Raw genomic sequence first — 20,516 nt, 5'->3', positions numbered from 1 at the left:
GCAGGCCCCGAGCAGGCCCCGGTCGGGCCCCGTCCCGGCCTGTTGACGCCCGACCGGCACCGGCGGAGGCTGGAAGGAAGCCAGGCGCACCGGCCGCCCGCGCGCCGGTGCGCGCACCCGGAAGGTGAACCGCCATGCAGAACCACTGGGTCGTCGACCTGACCTTCGACGAGGACGAGTCCCGCACCACCTGCACCGCCTCGCTCAGCGGCTTCAGCGCCCCCGGCACCCGCGGCAGCGGAACGGCCCGGCGCAATCCCGGCGACGACGCGGACACCGCGATCGGCGAGGAACTCGCCGCCGCCCGCGCCTGCAACGACCTCGCCCGGCAGCTGGTCGGACACGCCGCGACCGGCATCGAGAGCCACACCCACACCCCCGCGCAGCTGTCCTTCTGAGCCGCCGCCCGGCGCGCACCGCCCCCGACCGGTGATCTTTTCCGACCGCCGAACCGGCGGGTAGAGTGCGGCGATCTGTCGTGCCCACGGGGGGCACCGCCGAAACGAACGTCCGGTGACCGCATGACTCTCTGGGCCCGCCCCGCCGCCTGGTGGCGCAGCGCGATCGTCCTGTCCGCGTTCCTGGGGATCTTCCTCAGCAACAGCTCGCTGGTGTACTTCACCATCCAGAGCAACGTGATCGTGCTCGGCTACTTCCTCGCCGCGCTCTACTGGATGGCCGGGCGCGACACCGCCGACGCCCCGGCGCCCCGGCTGCGCGGCGCCGCCGTCCTGTACATCACCATCACCGGCATCGTCGCGCACGTCCTGCTCAACCACGGCGAGAACCCGCTCCCCGGCCTGTTCTCCGGCCCCGAGCGGCTCCAGCACTGGTCGAGCTTCTTCCTGCACTACACCACCCCGGTGCTGGTCCTGGTCGAGTGGCTGGTGTTCTCCCCCCGCAACGCCTCCCGCTGGCGCGACCTGCCGCTGTGGCTGTCCTACCCGCTCGGCTACGCCGTCCTCACCGAGACCCGCGCGATCCTCTTCCCGGACTTCCCCGTCCGCTACCCCTACTTCTTCCTCGACCCCACCGAGAAGGGCTACGCCTGGGTCGGCCTCCAGATGGTCGAACTCGTCGCCGAGTTCGCCGTCCTCGGCGCCCTGGTCGTCGGCCTCGACCGGCTGGGCACCAGGCTCCGCCGCGGACCGGCCGCGGACGCCGCCGAGGCCTGACGGGGCGCCGCCGGGCCGGGTCGGTCAGCGGGTGGAGCCCATCCGCCGGGAGACCCGGGCCGCGGTGGCGGCGACGACGGGGCCGAGTTCGCGGGCGCGGGCGGCGGTGATGCGGGAGGTGAGGGCGGAGGTGGAGATGGCGCCGATGACGGTGTTGTTGTGGTCGAAGACGGGGGCGGCGATGCAGCGGACCTCGGGCTCGTTCTCGCGGTCGTCGACGGCGTAGCCGCGGGTGCGGATGCGGGTGAGGTCGGCGCACAGGGCGGCGGCCGAGGTGAGGGTGCGGGTGGTGATGGCGGGGAGGCCGTCGGCGACGACGGTGGCGAAGGCGTCCTCGGGGAGCCAGGCGAGCATGGCCTTGCCGACGGCGGTGCAGTACATCGGGGCGCGGCTGCCGATCCGGGAGGCCATCCGGACGGCGGTCTCGTTCTCGACCTTGTCGACGTAGACCACGTACGGGGTGTCGGGGACGCAGAGGTGGACGGTGCCGCCGACCTCGCGCATCAGCTGGTGGGCCTCCTCGGAGGCGGCGGTGCGCAGGTCGAGGGTGGCGAGGTAGGCCTGGCCGAGCTGGAGGGAGCCGGGGCCGAGCCGGAAGTGGCCGGTGTCGCGGTCGCGGGCGAGGAGCTGGGCGTCGACCAGCGGGGCGGCCAGCCGCAGCACGGTGGACTTGGACATCCCCAGGCCGTCGGCGAGCGCGGTGAGGCTGAGGTCGGTGCCGGCCGCCGCGTGGTCCCGGACGTGTTCGAGCACCGCGAGGGCGCGGCGCAGCGAGGCCGACTGGTTGCGTTCCGGTCGGCCCTCGGCGGGCCGGCTCTCGGCGGCGGTGCTGGTCATGGGGTGTGACGCTACGGCGCGCGGCGTCCTCGTGCCAGATCCGCAGCACATCGTTTTGCAGTGCAGAACTTTCGCGGTCTGCTCTTGTCGCCGTGCCCGGCGAGTTTCTAACGTCCCGCTCACACCGATCCCCCACTGCATGTCCCGGTTCGTCCCGGGGCGCGCAGGTGCGTCCCGCTGCGGCGAGGAGATGACGTTGAGCATGAAGAAGCTGGCCCGTGGTGCCGCCCTTGCCGTGCTGGCCGGCACCGTGGCCACGGCCTGCGCGCCGGGCACCGCGAAGAACACGACGTCCGCGGACAAGCAGACCGGCACCGTGAAGGTGTGGCTGTACGACGAGGCGAACCGGGCGCCGAAGGAGCAGGTGGTGGCGCAGGCCGTCGCCGACTTCAAGGCGAAGCACGCGGGCGTCGAGGTGGAGGTCTCGTACATCCCGACCGACGCCGGTCCGCGCGCGGAGAAGATGAAGGGCGCCTTCAACGACCCGTCCTCGGCGCCGGACGTGGTGGAGTTCGGCAACACCGACCTGTTCGGCTACACCGCCTCGGGCGGCCTGGCCGACATCACCTCCGACCTGGCGGGCTGGGAGGAGGGCAAGGACCTGCCGCAGGACCTGAAGGACACCGCGGTGGTGGACGGCAAGACCTACGGCCTGCCGTGGTGGCTGGGCGTGCGGGCGCTGTACTACCGCACCGACGTGTTCACCGAGCTGGGCCTGTCGGCGCCGACCACGTACGACGAGCTGAAGTCGGCGGCGGAGAAGGTGCGGGCCGCGCACGGCGACCTGCTGGGCATCGCGGTCGGCGGCAAGTACACCTTCGGCGCGCTGCCGTTCGTGTGGGCCAACGGCGGCGACCTGGCGGCGCGGGGCGGTTCGGCGTACGCCTCGGCGATCGACTCGGCCCAGTCGCAGGCCGGCGTGAAGCAGTACACCGACCTGTTCACGGACGCGATCTGCCCGGCGCAGCAGTGCGCCGACCTGACCGGCGGCAAGACCGTGGAGGCGTTCGCGGCGGGCAAGGCCGGCATGGCGATCCTGCCGAACTCCTCGCGCAGCGCGGTGGAGGCGGGCGCGGCGAAGGACAAGTACGCGATCGTGCCGCTGCCGGGCACCGCGGCCGGGAAGATCGCCCCGGCGTTCTCCGGCGGCAACGACCTGGGTGTCATGAAGTCGACCCAGCACCGCGGCCTGGCGTCCGACTTCATCAAGGAACTGGCCTCCAAGAAGAACCAGTTGGCGCTGTTCGACGCGATGGGCAACCTGCCGACGCTGTCCTCGGCGCGGGCCGAGGTGGTGCAGCGGCAGCCGTGGCTGAAGCCGTTCACGGACACCATCGCGGCGGGCACCAAGTTCGTCCCGAAGGACGCGGCCTGGGCCAAGATCGACGCCCAGAACGTGGTGCCGACGATGCTGCAGAAGGTCATCACCGGCAAGTCCGACGTGGCCGGTGCCACCAAGGAGGCCGCGGCCGCGATGAACTCCTCGTTCAGCGGCAAGTAGTCCCGAGCCCGTAGAGGAGCGGAAGTTGTCGATGCCTGCCACGACCGTCACCGCCCCGGCGGACCGGGGGGACTCCCCGGTCCGCCGGGCGGGCGGCGCCCCCGCCCCGGGCCGCCGCCGCTCCGGGCCACTGGCCCGGATCCCCGTCCCGCTGTGGCTGCTGCTGCCGGCCGCCCTGGTGCTGATCCCGCTGTTCGGCTACCCGCTGTACCAGCTGGGCCTGCTGTCGGTGCTGAAGTTCGGGCAGCCGCAGGCGTCCGGCGGGGTGCCGACCGAGTTCGTCGGGCTGTCGAACTACACCGACGTGCTGGGCGACGAGCAGTTCTGGTCGGTGCTCGGCCAGACCCTGGCGTTCGCCGCGTTCTGCGTGCTGGCCACCCTGGCGGTCGGCGCGACCTGCGCGGTGCTGCTGACCCGGGTCGGCAGGTGGCCCCGGCTGATGCTGATGTTCGGCGCGCTGGGCGCCTGGGCGGCGCCCGCCATGACCGGCTCCACGGTGTGGATGTTCCTGCTGGACACCAACTCCGGCCTGGTCAACGAGGTCCTCGGCACCCAGGGCCACAACTGGATGTACGACAAGTGGTCGGCGTTCGCGATGGTCGCCGTGGTCGTGGTCTGGCACAGCTTCCCGTTCGTGATGATCACCCTGTACGCGGGCATCCAGGCGATCCCGGACTCCGTGGTGGAGGCCGCCCGGCTGGACGGCGCCGGGACGGTCACGGTCTTCCGGAAGATCATGCTGCCGATGCTGCGGCCGCTGCTGGTGATCGTGGTGATCCAGTCGGTCATCTGGGACTTCAAGGTGTTCACCCAGATCTACGTGATGACCGGGGGCGGCGGCATCGCCGGCCAGAACCTGGTGCTCAACGTCTACGCCTACCAGAAGGCGTTCGTCGCCGAGAACTACAGCCTCGGCGCGGCGATCGGCGTCCTGATGACGCTGATCCTGCTGGGCGTCACCGCCGTCTACGTCCGCAGCCTGCGCCGCTCCGGGGAGGAACTGTGATCAGCAAGCGCGACAACCGGGTGCTGCGGCAGGGGGCGAACACCGCCGCCGTGGTGCTGGCCCTGCTGACGGTGTTCCCGCTGTACTGGATGGTGCTGTCGGCGCTGAAGCCGAAGGGCGAGATCACCTCGGCGCACCCGCGGCCGTGGACGTTCGCGCCGACGCTGGAGAACTTCCGCAACGCGCTGGGGGTGTCCGGCTTCGGGCGGTACTTCGTGAACAGCATGCTGGTGGCGGTGGTCGTGGTGGTGGTGTCCGCCGCGGTCGCGTTCCTGGCGGCGGTGGCGCTGTCCCGGTTCAAGTTCAGGTTCAGGACCACCGTCCTGATCATGTTCCTGGTGGCGCAGATGGTGCCGGTGGAGGCGCTGACCATCCCGCTGTTCTTCCTGGTCCGGGACATCGGCTCGGTCGCGCCGGGCTTCGGCCTGTCCTCGCTGGGCTCGCTGATGCTGGTGAACCTGGCGTTCTCGCTGCCGTTCGCGGTGTGGATGCTGCGCGGGTTCGTGGCGGCGGTGCCGGAGTCGCTGGAGGAGGCGGCCCGGATCGACGGGGCGAGCCGGTTCACCATCCTGTGGCGGATCCTGTTCCCGCTGGTCGCCCCCGGCCTGGCGGCGACCAGCGTGTTCTCCTTCATCACGGCCTGGAACGACTTCGTGTTCGCCAAGACGCTGATCCTGGACACCGACCACCAGACGCTGCCGGCCGCGCTGATGGTGTTCTTCAAGCCGGACGAGAACGACTGGGGCGGCATCATGGCCGCCTCGACCCTGATGACGGTGCCGGTGCTGGTCTTCTTCGTGCTGGTCCAGCGGCACATGGTGTCGGGCCTGGGCGGCGCGGTGAAGGACTGACCCCGGACCCCGCCCCTCCCCCTCCGCCGCCCCGGGCGGCTCAGCCTTCCGGCCGGGCCGCCCAGGCGGCGAACGCGTCGTGGAAGCCGGGGAAGGTCTTGCGCACGCAGCCCGGGTCGTCGAAGGTCGTGCCCGGGGTGCGCAGGCCGGCGACGGCGAAGGACATCACGATCCGGTGGTCGCCGCGGGTCTCGATCTCCACCGGCTTCGGGGCGCCCGGGCGGATCTCGATCCAGTCCCGGCCGGTGGCGACGTCGACGCCCTGGCGGCGCAGGTTCTCCGCGCAGGCGTCGAGCCGGTCGCACTCCTTGATCCGGGTGTTGTAGACGTCCTCGATCCGGATCGGGCCGGAGGCGAACGGGGCGATGGCGGCCAGCGTCGGCATGGTGTCGGAGATGTCGCGCATGTTGACGGTGCCGCCGGTGAGCGTGCCGCCGGTGACGGTGGTGGCGTCGGCCCCGATCTCGACCTTCGCGCCGAGCCGCTCCAGCACCTCGACGAACTTCAGGTCGCCCTGGAGCGCGCCCCGGCCCAGGCCCGGGACGGTCACCTCGCGGCCGGTCAGCGCGGCGGCGGCGAAGAAGTACGAGGCGGTGGAGGCGTCCGGCTCGACCGGGTACCGGGCGGCGGTGTAGCCGCCCGCCGGAACGTCGAACACGTTCCCCTCGCGGGCCACCTCGACGCCGAAGCCGCGCATCATCGCCAGGGTGATCTCGACGTACGGGGCGGAGACCAGGTCGGTGACGCGGATCCGCAGGCCGGTGCGGGTGAGCGGGCCGAGCAGCAGCAGCGCCGTCAGGTACTGCGAGGAGAGCCCGGCGTCGAGCGTCACCTCGCCGCCCTCGACCCCGGCCGCCTCGATGCTCAGCGGGTGGTGGCCCTCGGCGCCGTGGTGCTCCAGCCGCACGCCGAGCTCGCGCAGCGCGGTGGTGAGCGGGCCGAGCGGGCGGCGGCGCATCTGCTCGGACGCGTCGAAGTGGAAGGTGCCGTGCCCGGCGGCGGCCAGCGTCGGCAGGAAGCGGGCGGTGGTCGCGCCGTCCCGGCAGAACACCGAGGCGCCGTCGGCCCCCGGCCCCTGCGGGCGGCCGGTGATCCGCCACTCCCGGGCCTCCCGCTCCACCCGGTACCCGAGCGCGAGCAGCCCCTCCGCGAAGCCCTCGGTGTCGTCCGACACCAGCGGCCGCACCAGCGTCGTCACCCCGTCCGCCGCCGCGGCCAGGAACAGCGCGCGCGCCGTCACCGACTTCGAACCGGGGATCTCGACCAGCGCCACGGCGCACACTCCAGCGGGGAACGACAACAGGACCACCCCGATCCTGCCCCGCCGGCCCCCGCCCCGTCCCACTCGTCCCACTGTGCGGACACCGCAACGGGACGCCGCAACGGGACGCCGGGGGCGGGACGCCGGGGGCGGGACGCCGGGGGCGGGACGCCGGGGCGGGCGGGGACGGACAGCGGGGACGGGCGGCGGGCGGGGCGGAGGCCGTCGGCGGTCAGCGGGGATCGGTCGGGCGCAGTTCACCCCCCTCCCACTCCAGCCAGCGGGTGATGCCGATCTCCCGGAGGAAGGGGAGGTCGTGGCTGGCGACGATCAGCGTGCCGCGGTACCCCGCCAGGGCCTGGGTGAGCTGACGGACGCTGGCCAGGTCGAGGTTGTTGGTGGGTTCGTCGAGCAGCAGGAGCTGCGGGGGCGGGTCGGCCAGCAGGAGGGCGGCCAGCGTCGCCCGGAAGCGCTCGCCGCCGGAGAGGGTGCCGGCCGGCTGGTCGGCGCGGGCGCCGCGGAACAGGAAGCGGGCCAGCCGGGCCCGGATCTCGTTGTCGGTGGCGGTGGGGGCGTGCGCCTTGACGTTCCGGAAGACCGTCTCCTCGTCGTCCAGGACGTCCAACTGCTGCGGGAGGTACCGCAGTTGCACCGGGGTGGTGACCATGCCCTCGGCGGGGGCGAGTTCACCGGCGATGGTGCGCAGCAGCGTGGTCTTGCCGGAGCCGTTGCGGCCGGTCAGGGCGATCCGTTCGGGGCCGCGCAAGTCCAGGTCGACGCGGCCGCGGCCGCCGTGGGCGAGCCGGACGCCCTCCAGGGTGAGGACGGTGCGCCCGGCGGGGACGGCGGTGCGGGGCAGGTCGATCCGGATCTCGGCGTCGTCGCGGACGGCCTCCTCGGCGGTGGCCAGGCGCTCCTTGGCCTCGTTGAGGCGTTCGGCGTGCATGCCGCGCAGGCGGCCCGCGGTCTCCTCGCCCTTGGCCTGGAGCTTGTCGGCCAGGGCCTTGGGGTCGTTGCGGCGCACCGAGCGCTGCTTGCCGTAGGCGGCGGACTTGGCGAGCCGCTGGCCGGCCTCGACCAGATCCCGTTTCTGCCGCTTGACGTCGGCTCCGGCGTTGCGGACCAGGCGTTCGGCGGCCTCCTGCTCGGTCTCCAGCGCCTCCTGGTAGGCGCTGAAGTTGCCGCCGTACCAGGTGACTTCGCCGTCCCGCAGGTCGGCGATCTGGTCGACCCGGTCCAGTAGTTCGCGGTCGTGGCTGACCAGCAGCAGCACGCCGGGGAAGGCGGCCACCGCGTCGTACAGCCGGGCCCTGGCCTGGACGTCCAGGTTGTTGGTGGGCTCGTCGAGCAGCAGGACGTCGGGGCGGCGCAGCAGCAGGGCGGCGAGGTGCAGCAGGACGGCCTGGCCGCCGGAGAGTTCGCCGGTGGTGCGGTCGAGGTCGAGCTCGGCGAGGCCGAGGCGGTCGAGGGTGGCGCGGGCGCGCTCCTCGACGTCCCAGTCGTCGCCGACGGCGGTGAAGTGGCGCTCGTCCACGTCTCCGGACTCGATGGCGTGCAGGGCCTCGCGCTGGGCCCGGATGCCGAGCGTCTCGTCCACCCGCTGCCCGGCCGCGACCGTCAGGTCCTGTGGCAGGTAGGCGAGTTCGCCCGCGACCCGGACGGTGCCGGTGGCGGGGGTGAGTTCGCCCGCGATCAGCCGCAGCAGCGTGGACTTGCCCGCGCCGTTGAGACCGACCAGCCCGGTGCGGCCGGGGCCGACGGCGAGGTGGAAACCGCTCAGCACCGGGCGGCCGTCGGGCCACTCGAAGCCGAGGTCGGTGCAGAGGATCGAGGTGGTGGGTTGCGCCATGAGGGCCTCCTGGAGGTTGCCGCGCGGGGATGGGGAGCAACACGGGAGACACCGGGGACGCGGGAGCACGGGGGGCCGTCGCGGAGGACCGTCGCGGGGAGGCCGTCCCAGGAGGGACGGGGAACCCGCGCGGGAGCCGTGGATCGCTGCCCTGCCGAGGTCGCACTCGCGCCCGCACGCCGACCGACCCGGAAAGGACACGGGTGTGTGGCGTGGCGCGGTGTCTCATGACCTCAGACGAGCAACGGCCTTCTCCAGACGTGCGGGGTTGTGACGTCTTCGAGGGTACGGAACCCGCTGCGGCCCCCGCAACGGAATTAGGTCCCGGCGTCCGGCGGTGCCCCCGCCGCCCGTCCGGAGGGCTTCGCGCCGCCGCCTAGAATCGACCCCATCATGACTGCCACTCTCGTCGTCAAGGACCTCGCCGCCGGCCACGGCGAGCGCACGCTGTTCTCCGGGCTGGACCTGGTCGTCGCCCCCGGGGACGTGATCGGCCTGGTCGGGGTGAACGGCGCGGGCAAGTCGACCCTGCTGCGGCTGCTCGCCGGGCTGGACGCCCCGGAGGGCGGCAGCCTCAAGCTGAGCCCGCCGACCGCGAACGTCGGCCACCTGCCGCAGGAGCCGGAGCGCCGGGAGGGCGAGTCGGTGCGCGACTTCCTGGCCCGCCGCACCGGCGTGGCGGCGGCGCAGGCGGCGCTGGACGAGGCCACCAAGGGCCTGGTGGAGGGCCGTCCGGGCGCGGACGACGCGTACGCGGTGGGCCTGGACCGCTGGCTGGAGTTGGGCGGCGCGGACTTGGAGGAGCGGGCCGAGGAGGTCGCCGACTCGCTGGGCCTGAAGGTGTCGCTGGACCTGCCGATGACGGCGCTGTCCGGCGGCCAGGCCGCCCGGGCGGGCCTGGCCTCGCTGCTGCTGTCGCGCTACGACGTGTTCCTGCTGGACGAGCCCACCAACGACCTGGACCTGGACGGCCTGGAGCGCCTGGAGGCGTTCGTGAAGGGCCTGCGCGCGGGCACCGTGCTGATCAGCCACGACCGCGAGTTCCTGGCCCGCACCGTCACCCGCGTCCTCGAACTCGACCTGCACCAGGGCCAGGTGAACCTGTACGGCGGCGGCTACGACGCGTACCTGGAGGAGCGGGCGGTCTCCCGGCGGCACGCCCGCGAGCAGTACGAGGAGTTCGCGGACACCAGGGCCGGTCTGGAGGCGCGCGCCCAGATGCAGCGCAACTGGATGGAGCACGGCGTCCGCAACGCCCGGCGCAAGGGCGGCGACAACGACAAGAAGGCCCGGGCGCAGCGCGCCGAGTCGACCGAGAAGCAGGCCGCGAAGGCCCGGCAGACCCAGCGGATGATCGAGCGCCTGGACGTGGTGGAGGAGCCCCGCAAGGAGTGGGACCTGCGGATGGAGATCGCCGCCGCGCCGCGCTCCGGCTCGGTGGTGGCGACGCTGCGGCAGGCGGCCGTCCGGCGCGGGGAGTTCGCGTTCGGGCCGGTGGACCTGCAGATCGACTGGGCGGACCGGGTGGCGATCACCGGTGCGAACGGCGCGGGCAAGTCGACGCTGCTGGCGGCGCTGCTGGGCCGGCTGGAGCTGGACTCGGGCTCGGCGGCGCTGGGTTCGGGTGTGCTGATCGGCGAGGTGGAGCAGGCCCGCGGGCACCTGTTCGGCAAGGACGCCGGGCGTCCGCTGCTGGAGGCGTTCTCGGCCGCCGTGCCGGAGCTCAACCCGGAGGACGTGCGCACCCTGCTGGCCAAGTTCGGCCTGAAGGCGGTGCACGTGCTGCGCCCGGCCGCGACGCTCTCCCCGGGCGAGCGGACCAGGGCGGCGCTGGCGCTGCTGCAGGGGCGCGGGGTGAACCTGCTGGTGCTGGACGAGCCGACCAACCACCTGGACCTGCCGGCGATCGAGCAGTTGGAGGCGGCGCTCGCCTCGTACACCGGCACCCTGCTGCTGGTCACCCACGACCGGCGGATGCTGGAGGCCGTGCAGGTGAACCGCCGCCTGGTGGTCGCGGACGGGAAGGTCACCGAGGCGTAGGGCCGCGCCCGGCGCCCCCTTGCCAGTACGTGCCGACCGGGCCCGGCGCCTTCCGCCGGGGCGCGCCGCGTGCTGGGCTGGCGCGCATGGTTGACAGTGCAGTTGAGAGTGCGTCCGCCCCGGCGCCGTCCCACCCGACGGCGCCGCTGCGCCCGATGAGCGTGCCCGCCCACGAGGCGGCCGACCGCTGCCGGGCCTTCCACCAGGTGATGGACCGGCGCCGCACCGTGCGCGACTACGCGACCCGACCGCTGCCCGAAGGGGTGCTGGAGTGGGCGGTGCGGACGGCGGCGACCGCGCCGAGCGGCGCGCACGTGCAGCCGTGGCGGTTCGTGGTGATCACCGATCCGGAGCGCAAGCGGCGGCTGCGGGAGGCCGCCGAGGCGGAGGAGCGCGCCGCGTACGTCATCCCGGTCGGCTACCCGGCCGAGGACGCCCGGGTGCCCGACCTGGTGCGCAAGCCGCTGGACGAGGTGATGGTCCGGCTCTGACCAGGGCGGGCGCCGGCGGCCGGGGCGGAGGCGGGGCGGAGGCGGGGCGCCGACGGGGGCGCTCCGGAGCGAGGGTGCTCCGGAGCGGGGGCGCTCCGGCGCGGGGTTGTGAATATCCGCTGGTGAGCGGGGTCGTGCATGGCCCATACTCCGGTCCATGAGTCACTCCTCCGACGCGCCCGACCACGCTGTGCGACCGGTCACCGCGGGCCGCCCGCCCGAACTGCTGTCCGTCGGCGGCGGCGCGCACCTGCGCCGCCGCGTCCTGGCGGACGCCCCCGCGCTGAACGCCGCGGTGATCGCCAACCTCGCCCACCTGCGCCCGTGGATGCCCTGGGCCCGGCAGGTGCCGACGCTCGCGGAGAGCGAGCAGCTCTCGGTGCGCGGCGAGACGGCCTGGGAGGAGGGCACCGACTTCCTGTACCTGCTCGGCCTGGACGCGGACCCGGCCTCGGTGATCGGCGCCTTCGGCCTGCACAGCCGGATCGGCTCCGGCGCGCTGGAGATCGGCTACTGGGTGGACCGCGAGCACACCGGCCGGGGCCTGGCCACCGCCGCCGCCCGCGTCCTCACCGGCGCCGCGCTGGCGCTGCCCGGCGTCACGCGCACCGAGATCCACTGCGACGAGGCGAACGCGGCCAGCGCGGCCGTCCCGCGCAAGCTGGGCTACGTCCTGGACCGGATCGTCCAGGATCCGCCGAGCGCCCCGTCCGAGAGCGGCCGCACGATGATCTGGGTGACGACCGGCCTCTGACGACCGGCCCCCGACGTCCGGCCCCTGGCGTCCGGCCCCCGACGTCGGGCCGGGAGTCCTCAGCGGCGGGCGATCCGTTCGATCAGGGTCTGCCAGCCGTCCGCGAGCAGCGTGCCCAGGTCGTCCTGGCCGCACCCGGCCCGGCCCTCGGGGGGCAGGTCGGCGACCAGGAAGAGCAGCGCGGGGCCCTCCAGCGCGCTGGCGAGCTGGAGCGAGAGGGTGTCCGGGTCGGGGAGGCCCAGGGCGGCCTGGGCGAGCAGCATCCGGATGTGCGGGCCGGAGAAGTTCGGGCCGACCGCGGGCGGGACGGGGCCCTTGCGCTCGAACGAGGCGCGCGCGATCTCGTGGCGCTCCAGCAGGAAGCGGGTGCGGGCGCGGCCGTAGGCGATCAGCCGGTCGACCGGGTCGCCGCCGGGGCCGAGCGGGGGCGGGCCGGACAGCACCTCGCACTGGAAGCGCTGCTCCTCGGCGTCGAGCAGGGCCCGGAAGATCCCGGCCCGGGTGCCGAAGCGGCGGAACACGGTGCCCTTGCCCAGCCCGGCGCGTTCGGCGAGCCCGTCCATGGTCACGTGCTCCGCCCCGAGCTCGGCGATCATCGCGCGGGCGGTGCAGAGCAGTACTTCGCGGTTGCGGGCCGCGTCCGCGCGCTCGGTGGGGGGTCTGCCGAAGGGGACCAGGGGGCTGTCCATGGACGCCAATTTACCGGGCGACAGAAACGGGGTAAAGTCCGGTTACGTCGAGTGCGGCGCCCCGGCGCCCGCACCTCCGCCCCGCCGTGCCCATCGGCACCCGTCCCGCGCCCGCCACGATCCGGCGGGGCGTGAACCGAGGAGTTCCGTCATGAACCTGTTCCGCCTGGACGCCAGCATCATGCCCGGCGCCTCCACCAGCGCCGAGCTCGCCGACACCGCCGAGGCCGAGTGGGCCGCCGCCCACCCCGAGGGCACCGTCACCCGCCGCAACCTCGGCACCGACCCGCTGCCCGGCGACATCTGGGCCACCGCCGCCCTGGCCGGCTTCACCCCCGAGGACCAGCGCACCCCCGAGCAGCGGGAAGCCGCCGCGCTCGGCGCCGCGCTCGCCGAGGAGCTGCGCGCCGCCGACGCCGCGATCATCGCCGTGCCGCTCTACAACTGGGGCGTCTCCCAGCACTTCAAGACCTGGGTCGACCTGGTCATCGCGGGCGCCGGCCCGTCCGCCGAGCTGCTCAAGGGCAAGCCGGCCGTCCTGGTCACCTCGCTCGGCGGCGGCTTCGCCCCCGGCACCCCCCGCGAGGGCTGGGACCACTCCACCCCGTACATCGAGCGCATCCTGCGCGACGTCTGGGGCGCCGAACTCACCACCGTCCGCCGCGAGCTGACCCTCGCCGCCGTGAACCCGGCGATGGAGAGCCTGCGCGACCTGGCCGCCGAATACCACACCCAGGCCCTGGACGCCGCGTCCGCCGCCGGCAAGGGCCTGGTCCGCGCCTGACCCCGCCCCTCGCGGAGGCGCCGACGGCCACCGCCGCCGGCGCCTTCCGCCTCCCCGCCCCGGGGCCCTACCGTCCGCTGACCGACGCCGCGATCCGCCGGGCCGCCTCGGCGGGCGTCAGGTGCGTGGTGTCGACCACCTCCGCCTCGGCGTGCAGCCAGGTGCGGGCCGCCTCGGCGTAGAGGTCCAGGTGCCGGAGGCGGAACGGGGAGTCGGGGCCGGTGACGGTGTCCCCCGCGATCCGCCCCCGGAGCGTCTCCCGGTCGGCGTGCAGGACGAAGTGCCGCACCGGGATCCCGTACCCGGCCAGGCCGCCGCTGATCTCCCGCCAGTACTCCTCGACCAGGACGGTCATCGGCATCACCAGCGTGCCCCCCGTGTAGTCGAGCACCCGGCGGGCGGTCTCCACCACCAGCGGCCGCCACGGCGGCCAGTGCTGGAAGTTGTCCGTCCCGGGCAGCCCCGGCTCGATGTCCATCAGCGTCTCGCCGACCTTCTCGGCGTCCAGCACCCGCGAGTCCGGCAGCAGCTGCCGCACGTACGCGCCGGTCGTGGTCTTGCCCGCGCCGTGAGTCCCGTTCAGCCATACGATCATGCCGCCCACGCTAGTACCGCGTCAGGCGGCCCTCGCCCGGCGCGGCCCCCGTTCCACCCCGGTCCCCCGGGTAAGACGGCCTATCATCTCGGCATGCCCTCAGCCGAGTTGGTCCGCATCGTCTCCCGCTCCTCGCCCATGGCGCTCGCCCAGGTGGAACGCGTCCGCGCCGAACTGGCCGCGCTCCACCCGGGCATCCGGACGGAGGTGGTGCCCGTCACCACCTCCGGCGACCGCTGGACCGGCGACCTGGCCGCCCTCGGCGGGAAGGGCGCCTTCACCAAGGAGGTCGACCAGGCGCTGCTCGACGGCGCGGCCGACCTGGCGGTGCACTGCCTCAAGGACGTCCCCGCCGACCGCCCGCTGCCGGCCGGCACCATCTTCGCCGCCCACCTGCGGCGCGACGACATCCGCGACGCGCTGGTCCACCCCGGCGGCCTGACCCTCGACCAGCTCCCGCCCGGCACCCGGATCGGCACCTCCTCGGTCCGCCGGATCGCCCAACTCGCCGTCTCCCACCCGCACCTGGAGACCGTGCCGATCCGCGGCAACGCCAACGGCCGCCTCGCCAAACTGGCCGCCGGCGAGGCCGACGCCCTGCTGCTCGCCGTCTCCGGCCTGGAGCGCATCGGCGCCACCGACCGGATCAGCGAGATCCTCACCGTCGAGGCGATGTGCCCCCCGATCGGCGCCGGCATCCTCGCCCTCCAGTGCCGCGAGGACGACACCCGCACCATCGACACCGTCTCCGGCCTCGGCCACCACGGCACCTGGCGCGAAGCCGCCGCCGAACGCATGTTCCTCCACGTCCTGCAGGGCCACTGCAACTCCCCCATCGCCGGCTACGCCAAGGCCGAACCCGACGGCACCCTCTCCCTGCGCGGCCACGTCTTCACCCCCGACGGCAAGCGCGTCCTCAAGGCCCACGAGTGGGCCGGCCCGCTCTCCCCCGAGGACCTCGGCGCCTCCGTCGCCCTCACCCTCAAGCGCGCCGGCGCCGCCGAACTCATCTCCGCCATCCCGCACTGAGCGACCGGCCGGACGGTTCCTGACCGGCGGCGCGGACGTGGACGTCCCCCGAGCCGGTCCGGCCGCTCTCCGTCCGAACCACGCAGACCTGCCGCCGGACCGGGCTCCCCGGCGGCTCCGGCGGCTCCGGCGCCCCCGGCGGCTCCGGGAGCAGGGCGGCCTCGGCCGGCTCGTCGCCGGACAGCGCCGTCCTCGGGCCGTCCGGCAGGGGTGCCGCACCGCCGGGCCGGGGCGGGTCGTAGCTGCGCAGGAAGTCGTCGACGCCCACGTCGTCCCCGCCGCCGAGGCGGTGGTGCAGGTACTCGGCCCGGGTGCCGTCCGGCATCCGGGCCGGCACCGACGCACCCCGGCGTCGGCTCCCGGGGAGGCGTTTGCGCGCACCCGCGACCCGCGCCGCACGGAAGATCCGGCCGTTCGAGGCCGTGGAACGCGGCCGGGGGGCGGGGCGAGGCGCGACGGCGCGCGCCGGACGGGCGGGGTGGCCGGGTGGCCCGTGCGGCCCCGGCCCGGGCCGCACGGGCGGTCAGTGGGGGGTGCCCGCCGGAGTGGCGGGGGTGCCGGGGGTGGTGGTGCCGCGGAGGGTGCCGGCGGCGGTGGCGGCGGTGGCGCACAGCAGGGTGAGGAGGAGGAAGGCGTGGTTGAGGGCGGTGAGGTGGGTGAGCCAGCCGATGACGGCGGGGCCGGCCAGCATGCCGAGGTAGCCGAGGCCGGCGACCCGGGAGACGTTGGCGCCGGCGGCGGCGGGGTCGGCGTGGCCCGCGGCGCTGAGCAGTTGGGGGACGCAGCCGGACAGGCCGAGGCCGAACAGCGCCCAGCCGAGGAAGGCGGCCCACACCCACGGGGTGAGGGCGGCGACGGTGATGCCGACGGCGGCGGTGGCGGCGCCGTAGCGCAGGACGGCCGTCGAGCCGTGGCGGGTGGCGATCCGGTCGGCGAGCAGGCGGCCGGTGGTCATCGCGGCGGCGTAGGTGCCGTACGCGAACGCGGCGGTGCTCGCGGGGGTGCCGAGGACGTCCTTGAGGTGCAGGGCGCTCCAGTCGTTGGCCGCGCCCTCGCTGAGCATGACCATGAGGGCCAGGACGGCGAAGATCCGGATCTGCCGGCGGACGCCGGTGGCGGTGGCCGCGGTGGCCGCGGGGTCGTCGGCCCCGGCGGCCGGGGCGGCGGTGCCGGGGAGCAGGGCGCGGGCGGCCAGCAGGGCGGTGGCGAGGCCGAGCGCGCCGAGGAGGGCGAGGGTGGCGGCCGGGCCGAGGCCGGTGGCGGTGGCCGCGGCGGCGGCGAGGGCGGCGATCACGCCGCCGACCGAGAAGGTGGCGTGGAAGCCGGACATGACGGGCCGCCCGTAGGCCTGTTCGACGTGGACGGCGTGGGCGTTCATGCTCACGTCCAGGCAGCCGTTGGCGAAGCCGAAGAGCAGCAGCGCGCCGGCCAGCGTCCACGGGTCGGGGGCGAGCGCGGGCGGGACCAGGGACGCGGCGCACAGGGCCCCGGAGGCGGGGACGACGGTGCGGGCGCCGAGGCGGTCGGTGAGGCGGCCGGCCGCCCGCATGCCGGCGAAGGCGCCGAGGCCGAGCAGGACGAGCAGGCCGCCGAGGGCGGCGTGGCCGATGCCGACCCGGGCCTCGACGGCGGGGATGTGCACGACCCAGGCGCCCATCAGGGTGCCGCACAGGACGAAGTAGACGTAGGTCGCCACGCGGGCGGCACGGAGCGGGCGTTCCATGCCGTCGACCATAACGAACATTTCTGATGTTCGAAACCCTGGAATCGAACAACTTGATTGTGCGTTGCGGGGTGCGGTTCAATCTCGGTATGAGCGGTACGAACACCGGCCGGAGCACCGGGGAGCGCCACGCGCTGATCGCCCAGGCCGTCCGGGACGCGGGCAGCGCCGGCGTCCTCGAACTCGCCGAGCTCACCGGGGCCTCCGAGATGACCATCCGGCGCGACCTCGACGCGCTGGCCGCCCAGGGCGTCCTGGAGCGCTTCCGCGGCGGGGCCCGCACCCTGCTGCTGCGCGGCGAGGAGCCGCCGTTCGCGCTGCGCGCCCGCGAGGCCGTCGACGCCAAGCGCCGGATCGCGGCCGCGGTCTGCGCGTTGGTCTCCGACGGCGAGACGGTGATCCTGGACAGCGGCACCACCTGCCTGGAGGTCGCCCGGCTGCTGCGCGAGCGCCCGGTCACCGTGATGCCGCTGTCGCTGCCCGCCGTCCACGTCCTCGGCGACGCGCCCGGGCCGGCCACCCTGCTCGTCCCCGGCGGCCGCCCGCGCGCCGCCGAGGGCGCCCTGACCGGGCCGCTCGCCCTCGCCTCGATCAACGCGCTGCGCTTCGACACCGCCGTCCTCGGCTGCTGCGCCCTGAGCGCCGCCGACGGGCTGACCGCCTACGACCTCGACGACGCGGCGGTGAAGAAGGCCGCGATGGCCGCCGCCCGCCGCACGGTCGTGGCCGCCGACGGCGGCAAGCTCGGCCGCACCGCCTTCGCCCGCGTCGCCCCCGCCGGGAGCCTGCACGCCCTGGTCACCGACGGCGCGGCCCCGGCCGACGAGGTCGCCGCGTTCGAAGCCGCGGGCACCGCCGTCACGAGGGTCTGACCGCGCCGGCCGGCCCGCCGCGCGCCGCGGGCCCCGGCACCAGTGGTGTCGGCGAAGGGAGCCTTAAGGGCGGCTCAAGCGGGCGGGGAACGCTTGACGGGCCCCGGCCGGCCGGGCATTTTGAGTGCACGGAAACGGTCCGGCCGCTCCGCGCACGAAATTCGAGAACCGCCCTCCGGGGCGGCTGTTGAGAACCAACCCCCACACGGCCCGGCCGTCGCGCTCCCCCACAGTCAGTAAGCGCGATCGGCCGGGCTGGTTCGGCTCCGGCGCCCCGCGCCGACGCGCCGACGGGGGCTGCCACCGACGCGCACCACGGGAAACGGCCACCGGGCCGGAGCCGCGGCGGCTCCGGCCCGGTGGCGGGCACTGCTCCCGGGGGCGGTCGTCAGGAACCGGCCTGCTGACCCTTCATCAGCTCGGCGAAGTCGACGGTGTCGCTCGCCGGCGGGGCGCTGACCTTGATCGGGGTGCCGTAGTCGGAGTAGAGGGCCGTCGAGACGACCTGACCGGCCTTGCTGTCGAACTGCTCGATCTTCTTCAGCAGCAGGTTGTCCTTGCTGATCCAGATCTCGATGTGCTCGGTGCTGATCCCGGCGGCGGTGAACTGCTCCTCCAGCGCGTCGATCTGGTCCTGGGTGAGGCCCTTGCTGGTGGCCGCGGTGATCTCGGCCGCGCCGAGGTCGCCGGTGTACTTGGTGGCCTCGGTGCCGTTGACCTTCTCGGTGCCGGCCTTGGTGACCTGGCCGGAGGCGATCAGGGCGCGCACCGAGGAGATCGGGTCGGCGTTCTGGAGCTGGTTCTTGAGGCTGTCGCCGGCCGGGCCCATCAGCTTGGTGAGGTCCGCGTAGCCGTACTTGATCCAGTGGGCGCCGCCGAGCTGCCCGGCCATCGCGTCGCCCATGTTCACGTACATCGCGTCGCTGAGGTACCGGGCGCTCATCTTGCCGTCGCTGCCGGCCTTGGCGAGGGAGTCGGCCATCGCCCCGCCGCCGATGCCGCCGCTCATCTCGCCCTGGAGGCCCTTCTCCCAGGAGAGGGCGCCCTTCATGCTGGTCTTCGAGTCGCCCATCTCGTTGGTGACCTCGACCTTGGCGGACTTGGCCGCGGTGGTCTTCTCGCTCACCAGCTTGAGCAGCGAGGCGGTGTCCACGGCGCCGCCCTGGGCGCCGGACTTGCCGGCGCCCGAGCCGGCGCCCGAGTCGCCGCCCTTGCTGGCGGCCGCCGCCGGGCTGTCGTCGGTCTCGTTGTCGTTGCAGGCGGTCGCGGTCAGCGCGAGCAGGGCGACGGAGGTGGCGGCGAGGAGCACGCGTCCGGTCTTGAACATCTGGTTCTTCTCCCCCTGGGGAACGTCCCGGCACGGTGTCTCCGGGGCCGGGTGGTGTCCGGCCCCGTGCTTCCGGGGCCGGACGGGCTTCGAACGGTGCGGAGGTGTTCCTCCGGCAGCTCGGACGTGTCGGCCGGTGCGGCGGCCTCGGCCGCCGGGGCGGCGGGCGCCGCCGCGGTCGTCAGGCCCGACACGCGGGTTGTGTCGGATCCCCCTCTAATACCGTTCTCATCCCTCTTTCATACTTCCTGCCGGACTCTAGCCGATCCCCACGACAGCTCAGCAACAGGAATGTCCCCGTTGAGTAGCAGAGCGACGACAGCCGGAGCGCCCCCGTCGCCCCCGACGCCCACCGCCCTGCTCGCCGCGCCGGACGCGCTCCCGCTGCCCGAGCGCAGGGCCCGGTTCGCCCGCACCGTGCGGTCCGTGCACGCCGCCGCACCCACCGAAGTCCACGCTCTGGTCGGCGAGTTGACGGAACGCGGCTGGTACGGGCGGCGACTGGCGGTGGGCGCCGAACGGGCCACTGCCTGGCCGGCCGACCCCGCGCACCCGCTCTCGCGCCGGGAGCGGCAGCCCAGCCGGACGGCGCTGCGCCGGACCGCCCGGGCGAGCCCGCCGTTGCCGGCCGCCGGACCCGACGACCCGTGCCCCGGCGTCGTCCGGGACCTCCCGCTGCGACAGCGGATCGAGTCGCCGACCGAGATCCCGGCCGTCCTCCGGCACCGGGAGGTGCGGCTCACGGTAACCGAACAGCCGTGCCCGTACCGGGAGTTGACGGACCTGCGGACGGCGCTGCCGACCCGGCTCGCGGTCGGCCGGAACCGGCCGCCCACCGGCCGCCCAGCGGCGGCCCAGCGACCGGGTCAGAAGCCGGGGCCGGTTTCGGAGCCGACTTCGCCCGGACGGACCGCCGGCTGCCGCCGGCTGCCACTGCCAGCCGCCGCGCGCGCACCCGGACGCCGAGGACCGGCCCGCCGCCCGGTCGGTGGTCGCCGGACCGGAGTGACAGTTGGCGACTGGCGCTCCATCAGGTGAACCACCGGCGCGCCGAGTTGACGGAGCGACACGTAAGGGTGACGTTTTGTCCGCTTCGTTGACCGTCCGGGTCCGTCCGGGAGCGTCCAGGACTACGATCGATCGATGACGGACACCACACGCAGAACGAGCGACAGCAGCGAACTGGCGGCCAGGTACCCGGCCCTGCACGCGCCGCAGCGCTGGGAGTGGGGCGGCATCGACGCCCAGTTCAGCACCGACCTGCCACCGGACGAGCTGATCACCAACATCCACCTGGTCGGCTTCGCCGAGGGCCGGGTCGTCCTGTGCCGGGACGTCCGCGGCCACTGGTTCCTGCCGGGCGGCACCCGGGAGGCCGCCGAGAGCGTCGAGTCCTGCCTGGAGCGCGAACTGCGCGAGGAGGCCGGCGCCCGGCTGCTCGGCCCGCCCACCTGGATCGGCCACCACCTGGCCGTCACCGACGGGCCCGCCCCCTACCGCCCCTGGCAGCCGCACCCCGTCAAGGCCTGGCTCTGGGGCTGGGCGGACGTCCTGGTCGACTCCGCCCCCACCAACCCGGACGACGGCGAGCAGGTGGTGGAGGTCCGCCCCGTCACCCCCGAGGAGGCCCGGCGCCTGCTCGCCCACCACCGCGAGCCCTGGTGGCCCGAACTCGTCGCCCTGGCCGTCGAGTCCCGCAGCGGCTGAGGGGCGGCCGGGCCCGGCCGCCCCC

Annotated in this window: 20 protein-coding genes; 12 read left to right on the top strand and 8 right to left on the bottom strand. The window is 74.3% G+C overall.

All coding sequences use genetic code 11. The annotated features are described in order from the left end of the window. Positions 1 to 134 precede the first annotated feature (134 nt). Together OO48_RS05260 and OO48_RS05255 are read left to right on the top strand one after the other, a co-directional pair. Entirely contained in the window at positions 135 to 398 is a 264-nt protein-coding gene (locus tag OO48_RS05260; RefSeq protein WP_033213158.1) for a DUF1876 domain-containing protein, read from the top strand. 123 nt (positions 399 to 521) lie between these two features. Further along, on the top strand, positions 522 to 1,175 hold the full coding sequence (locus tag OO48_RS05255) for a Pr6Pr family membrane protein (protein WP_033213157.1): 654 nt from the start codon (positions 522 to 524) through the stop codon (positions 1,173 to 1,175). A gap of 24 nt (positions 1,176 to 1,199) precedes the next feature. Here the strand turns inward: OO48_RS05255 and OO48_RS05250 are convergent, their stop codons facing one another. Then, positions 1,200 to 2,012 (bottom strand): IclR family transcriptional regulator, encoded by an 813-nt coding sequence (locus OO48_RS05250; RefSeq protein ID WP_033213156.1) that lies wholly within the window; start codon positions 2,010 to 2,012, stop codon positions 1,200 to 1,202. Between the two features lie 202 nt (positions 2,013 to 2,214). Between OO48_RS05250 and OO48_RS05245 the strand changes: the two genes are divergently transcribed. Genes OO48_RS05245 through OO48_RS05235 form a run of 3 tightly spaced genes read left to right on the top strand, consistent with a single transcriptional unit; the run spans position 2,215 to position 5,370 of the window. Then, a complete protein-coding gene (locus OO48_RS05245) occupies positions 2,215 to 3,513 on the top strand; it encodes an extracellular solute-binding protein (protein WP_033213155.1) in 1,299 nt (432 codons plus the stop codon). Positions 3,514 to 3,544: 31 nt separating this feature from the next. Further along, positions 3,545 to 4,519, top strand: a complete 975-nt coding sequence (locus tag OO48_RS05240) for a carbohydrate ABC transporter permease (RefSeq protein WP_033213154.1) — start codon at positions 3,545 to 3,547, stop codon at positions 4,517 to 4,519. Further along, positions 4,519 to 5,370 (top strand): carbohydrate ABC transporter permease, encoded by an 852-nt coding sequence (locus tag OO48_RS05235; protein WP_051731774.1) that lies wholly within the window; start codon positions 4,519 to 4,521, stop codon positions 5,368 to 5,370. The genes OO48_RS05240 and OO48_RS05235 overlap by 1 nt, the downstream gene beginning before the upstream one ends. A 40-nt stretch (positions 5,371 to 5,410) precedes the next feature. On the opposite strand, the gene aroA is transcribed toward OO48_RS05235, so the two are convergent. Then, positions 5,411 to 6,643, bottom strand: coding sequence for a 3-phosphoshikimate 1-carboxyvinyltransferase (gene aroA / locus OO48_RS05230; protein WP_033213153.1), 1,233 nt, complete (start codon positions 6,641 to 6,643; stop codon positions 5,411 to 5,413). A 220-nt stretch (positions 6,644 to 6,863) separates the two neighbouring features. Beyond that, positions 6,864 to 8,480, bottom strand: a complete 1,617-nt coding sequence (locus tag OO48_RS05225; protein WP_033213152.1) for an ABC-F family ATP-binding cassette domain-containing protein — start codon at positions 8,478 to 8,480, stop codon at positions 6,864 to 6,866. Between the two features lie 393 nt (positions 8,481 to 8,873). Here OO48_RS05225 and OO48_RS05220 point away from each other — a divergent pair, with 393 nt between their 5' ends. The 3 genes from OO48_RS05220 (at position 8,874) to OO48_RS05210 (ending at position 11,765) form a co-directional block, all read left to right on the top strand. Next, positions 8,874 to 10,520, top strand: coding sequence for an ABC-F family ATP-binding cassette domain-containing protein (locus OO48_RS05220; protein ID WP_033213151.1), 1,647 nt, complete (start codon positions 8,874 to 8,876; stop codon positions 10,518 to 10,520). Between the two features lie 155 nt (positions 10,521 to 10,675). Then, positions 10,676 to 11,011 carry a nitroreductase family protein gene (locus tag OO48_RS05215; protein WP_245194519.1) on the top strand — a complete coding sequence of 112 codons (336 nt, stop codon included), beginning with the start codon at positions 10,676 to 10,678 and terminating at the stop codon, positions 11,009 to 11,011. 157 nt (positions 11,012 to 11,168) lie between these two features. Further along, complete coding sequence (locus tag OO48_RS05210; protein ID WP_051731754.1) at positions 11,169 to 11,765, top strand: GNAT family N-acetyltransferase; 597 nt, start codon at positions 11,169 to 11,171, stop codon at positions 11,763 to 11,765. 59 nt (positions 11,766 to 11,824) lie between these two features. Here OO48_RS05210 and OO48_RS05205 read toward each other — a convergent pair whose 3' ends face one another. Then, entirely contained in the window at positions 11,825 to 12,454 is a 630-nt protein-coding gene (locus OO48_RS05205) for a TetR/AcrR family transcriptional regulator (protein WP_209439436.1), read from the bottom strand. Between the two features lie 151 nt (positions 12,455 to 12,605). On the opposite strand from OO48_RS05205, the gene OO48_RS05200 reads away from it, so the two are divergent. Continuing rightward, positions 12,606 to 13,238, top strand: coding sequence for an FMN-dependent NADH-azoreductase (locus OO48_RS05200; protein WP_033213148.1), 633 nt, complete (start codon positions 12,606 to 12,608; stop codon positions 13,236 to 13,238). Positions 13,239 to 13,305: 67 nt separating this feature from the next. Here the strand turns inward: OO48_RS05200 and OO48_RS05195 are convergent, their stop codons facing one another. Next, the gene (locus OO48_RS05195) at positions 13,306 to 13,833 is read right to left on the bottom strand and encodes an AAA family ATPase (RefSeq protein WP_033213228.1); all 528 of its coding nucleotides are present in this window, start codon (positions 13,831 to 13,833) and stop codon (positions 13,306 to 13,308) included. A gap of 93 nt (positions 13,834 to 13,926) precedes the next feature. Between OO48_RS05195 and hemC the strand changes: the two genes are divergently transcribed. Next, positions 13,927 to 14,862 carry a hydroxymethylbilane synthase gene (gene hemC / locus OO48_RS05190; RefSeq protein ID WP_033213147.1) on the top strand — a complete coding sequence of 312 codons (936 nt, stop codon included), beginning with the start codon at positions 13,927 to 13,929 and terminating at the stop codon, positions 14,860 to 14,862. On the opposite strand, the gene OO48_RS05185 is transcribed toward hemC, so the two are convergent. Further along, complete coding sequence (locus OO48_RS05185; protein ID WP_033213146.1) at positions 14,840 to 15,187, bottom strand: hypothetical protein; 348 nt, start codon at positions 15,185 to 15,187, stop codon at positions 14,840 to 14,842. The genes hemC and OO48_RS05185 overlap by 23 nt on opposite strands. Before the next feature lie 198 nt (positions 15,188 to 15,385). Then, the gene (locus OO48_RS05180; protein WP_425338507.1) at positions 15,386 to 16,585 is read right to left on the bottom strand and encodes an MFS transporter; all 1,200 of its coding nucleotides are present in this window, start codon (positions 16,583 to 16,585) and stop codon (positions 15,386 to 15,388) included. Between the two features lie 89 nt (positions 16,586 to 16,674). Here OO48_RS05180 and OO48_RS05175 point away from each other — a divergent pair, with 89 nt between their 5' ends. Further along, complete coding sequence (locus OO48_RS05175) at positions 16,675 to 17,457, top strand: DeoR/GlpR family DNA-binding transcription regulator (RefSeq protein ID WP_033213145.1); 783 nt, start codon at positions 16,675 to 16,677, stop codon at positions 17,455 to 17,457. Positions 17,458 to 17,845: 388 nt separating this feature from the next. Here the strand turns inward: OO48_RS05175 and OO48_RS05170 are convergent, their stop codons facing one another. Next, positions 17,846 to 18,784 carry an SCO4651 family lipoprotein gene (locus tag OO48_RS05170; protein ID WP_033213144.1) on the bottom strand — a complete coding sequence of 313 codons (939 nt, stop codon included), beginning with the start codon at positions 18,782 to 18,784 and terminating at the stop codon, positions 17,846 to 17,848. Positions 18,785 to 19,927: 1,143 nt separating this feature from the next. Between OO48_RS05170 and OO48_RS05165 the strand changes: the two genes are divergently transcribed. Beyond that, positions 19,928 to 20,491, top strand: a complete 564-nt coding sequence (locus OO48_RS05165; RefSeq protein ID WP_051731752.1) for an NUDIX domain-containing protein — start codon at positions 19,928 to 19,930, stop codon at positions 20,489 to 20,491. Positions 20,492 to 20,516: the final 25 nt, after the last annotated feature.

Source organism: Kitasatospora phosalacinea, from assembly GCF_000716545.1.
In the GTDB taxonomy this organism is placed as follows: domain Bacteria; phylum Actinomycetota; class Actinomycetes; order Streptomycetales; family Streptomycetaceae; genus Kitasatospora; species Kitasatospora phosalacinea.
Note: the sequence above shows the minus strand (reverse complement) of the source record. Positions and strands in the feature narration are given on the sequence as shown.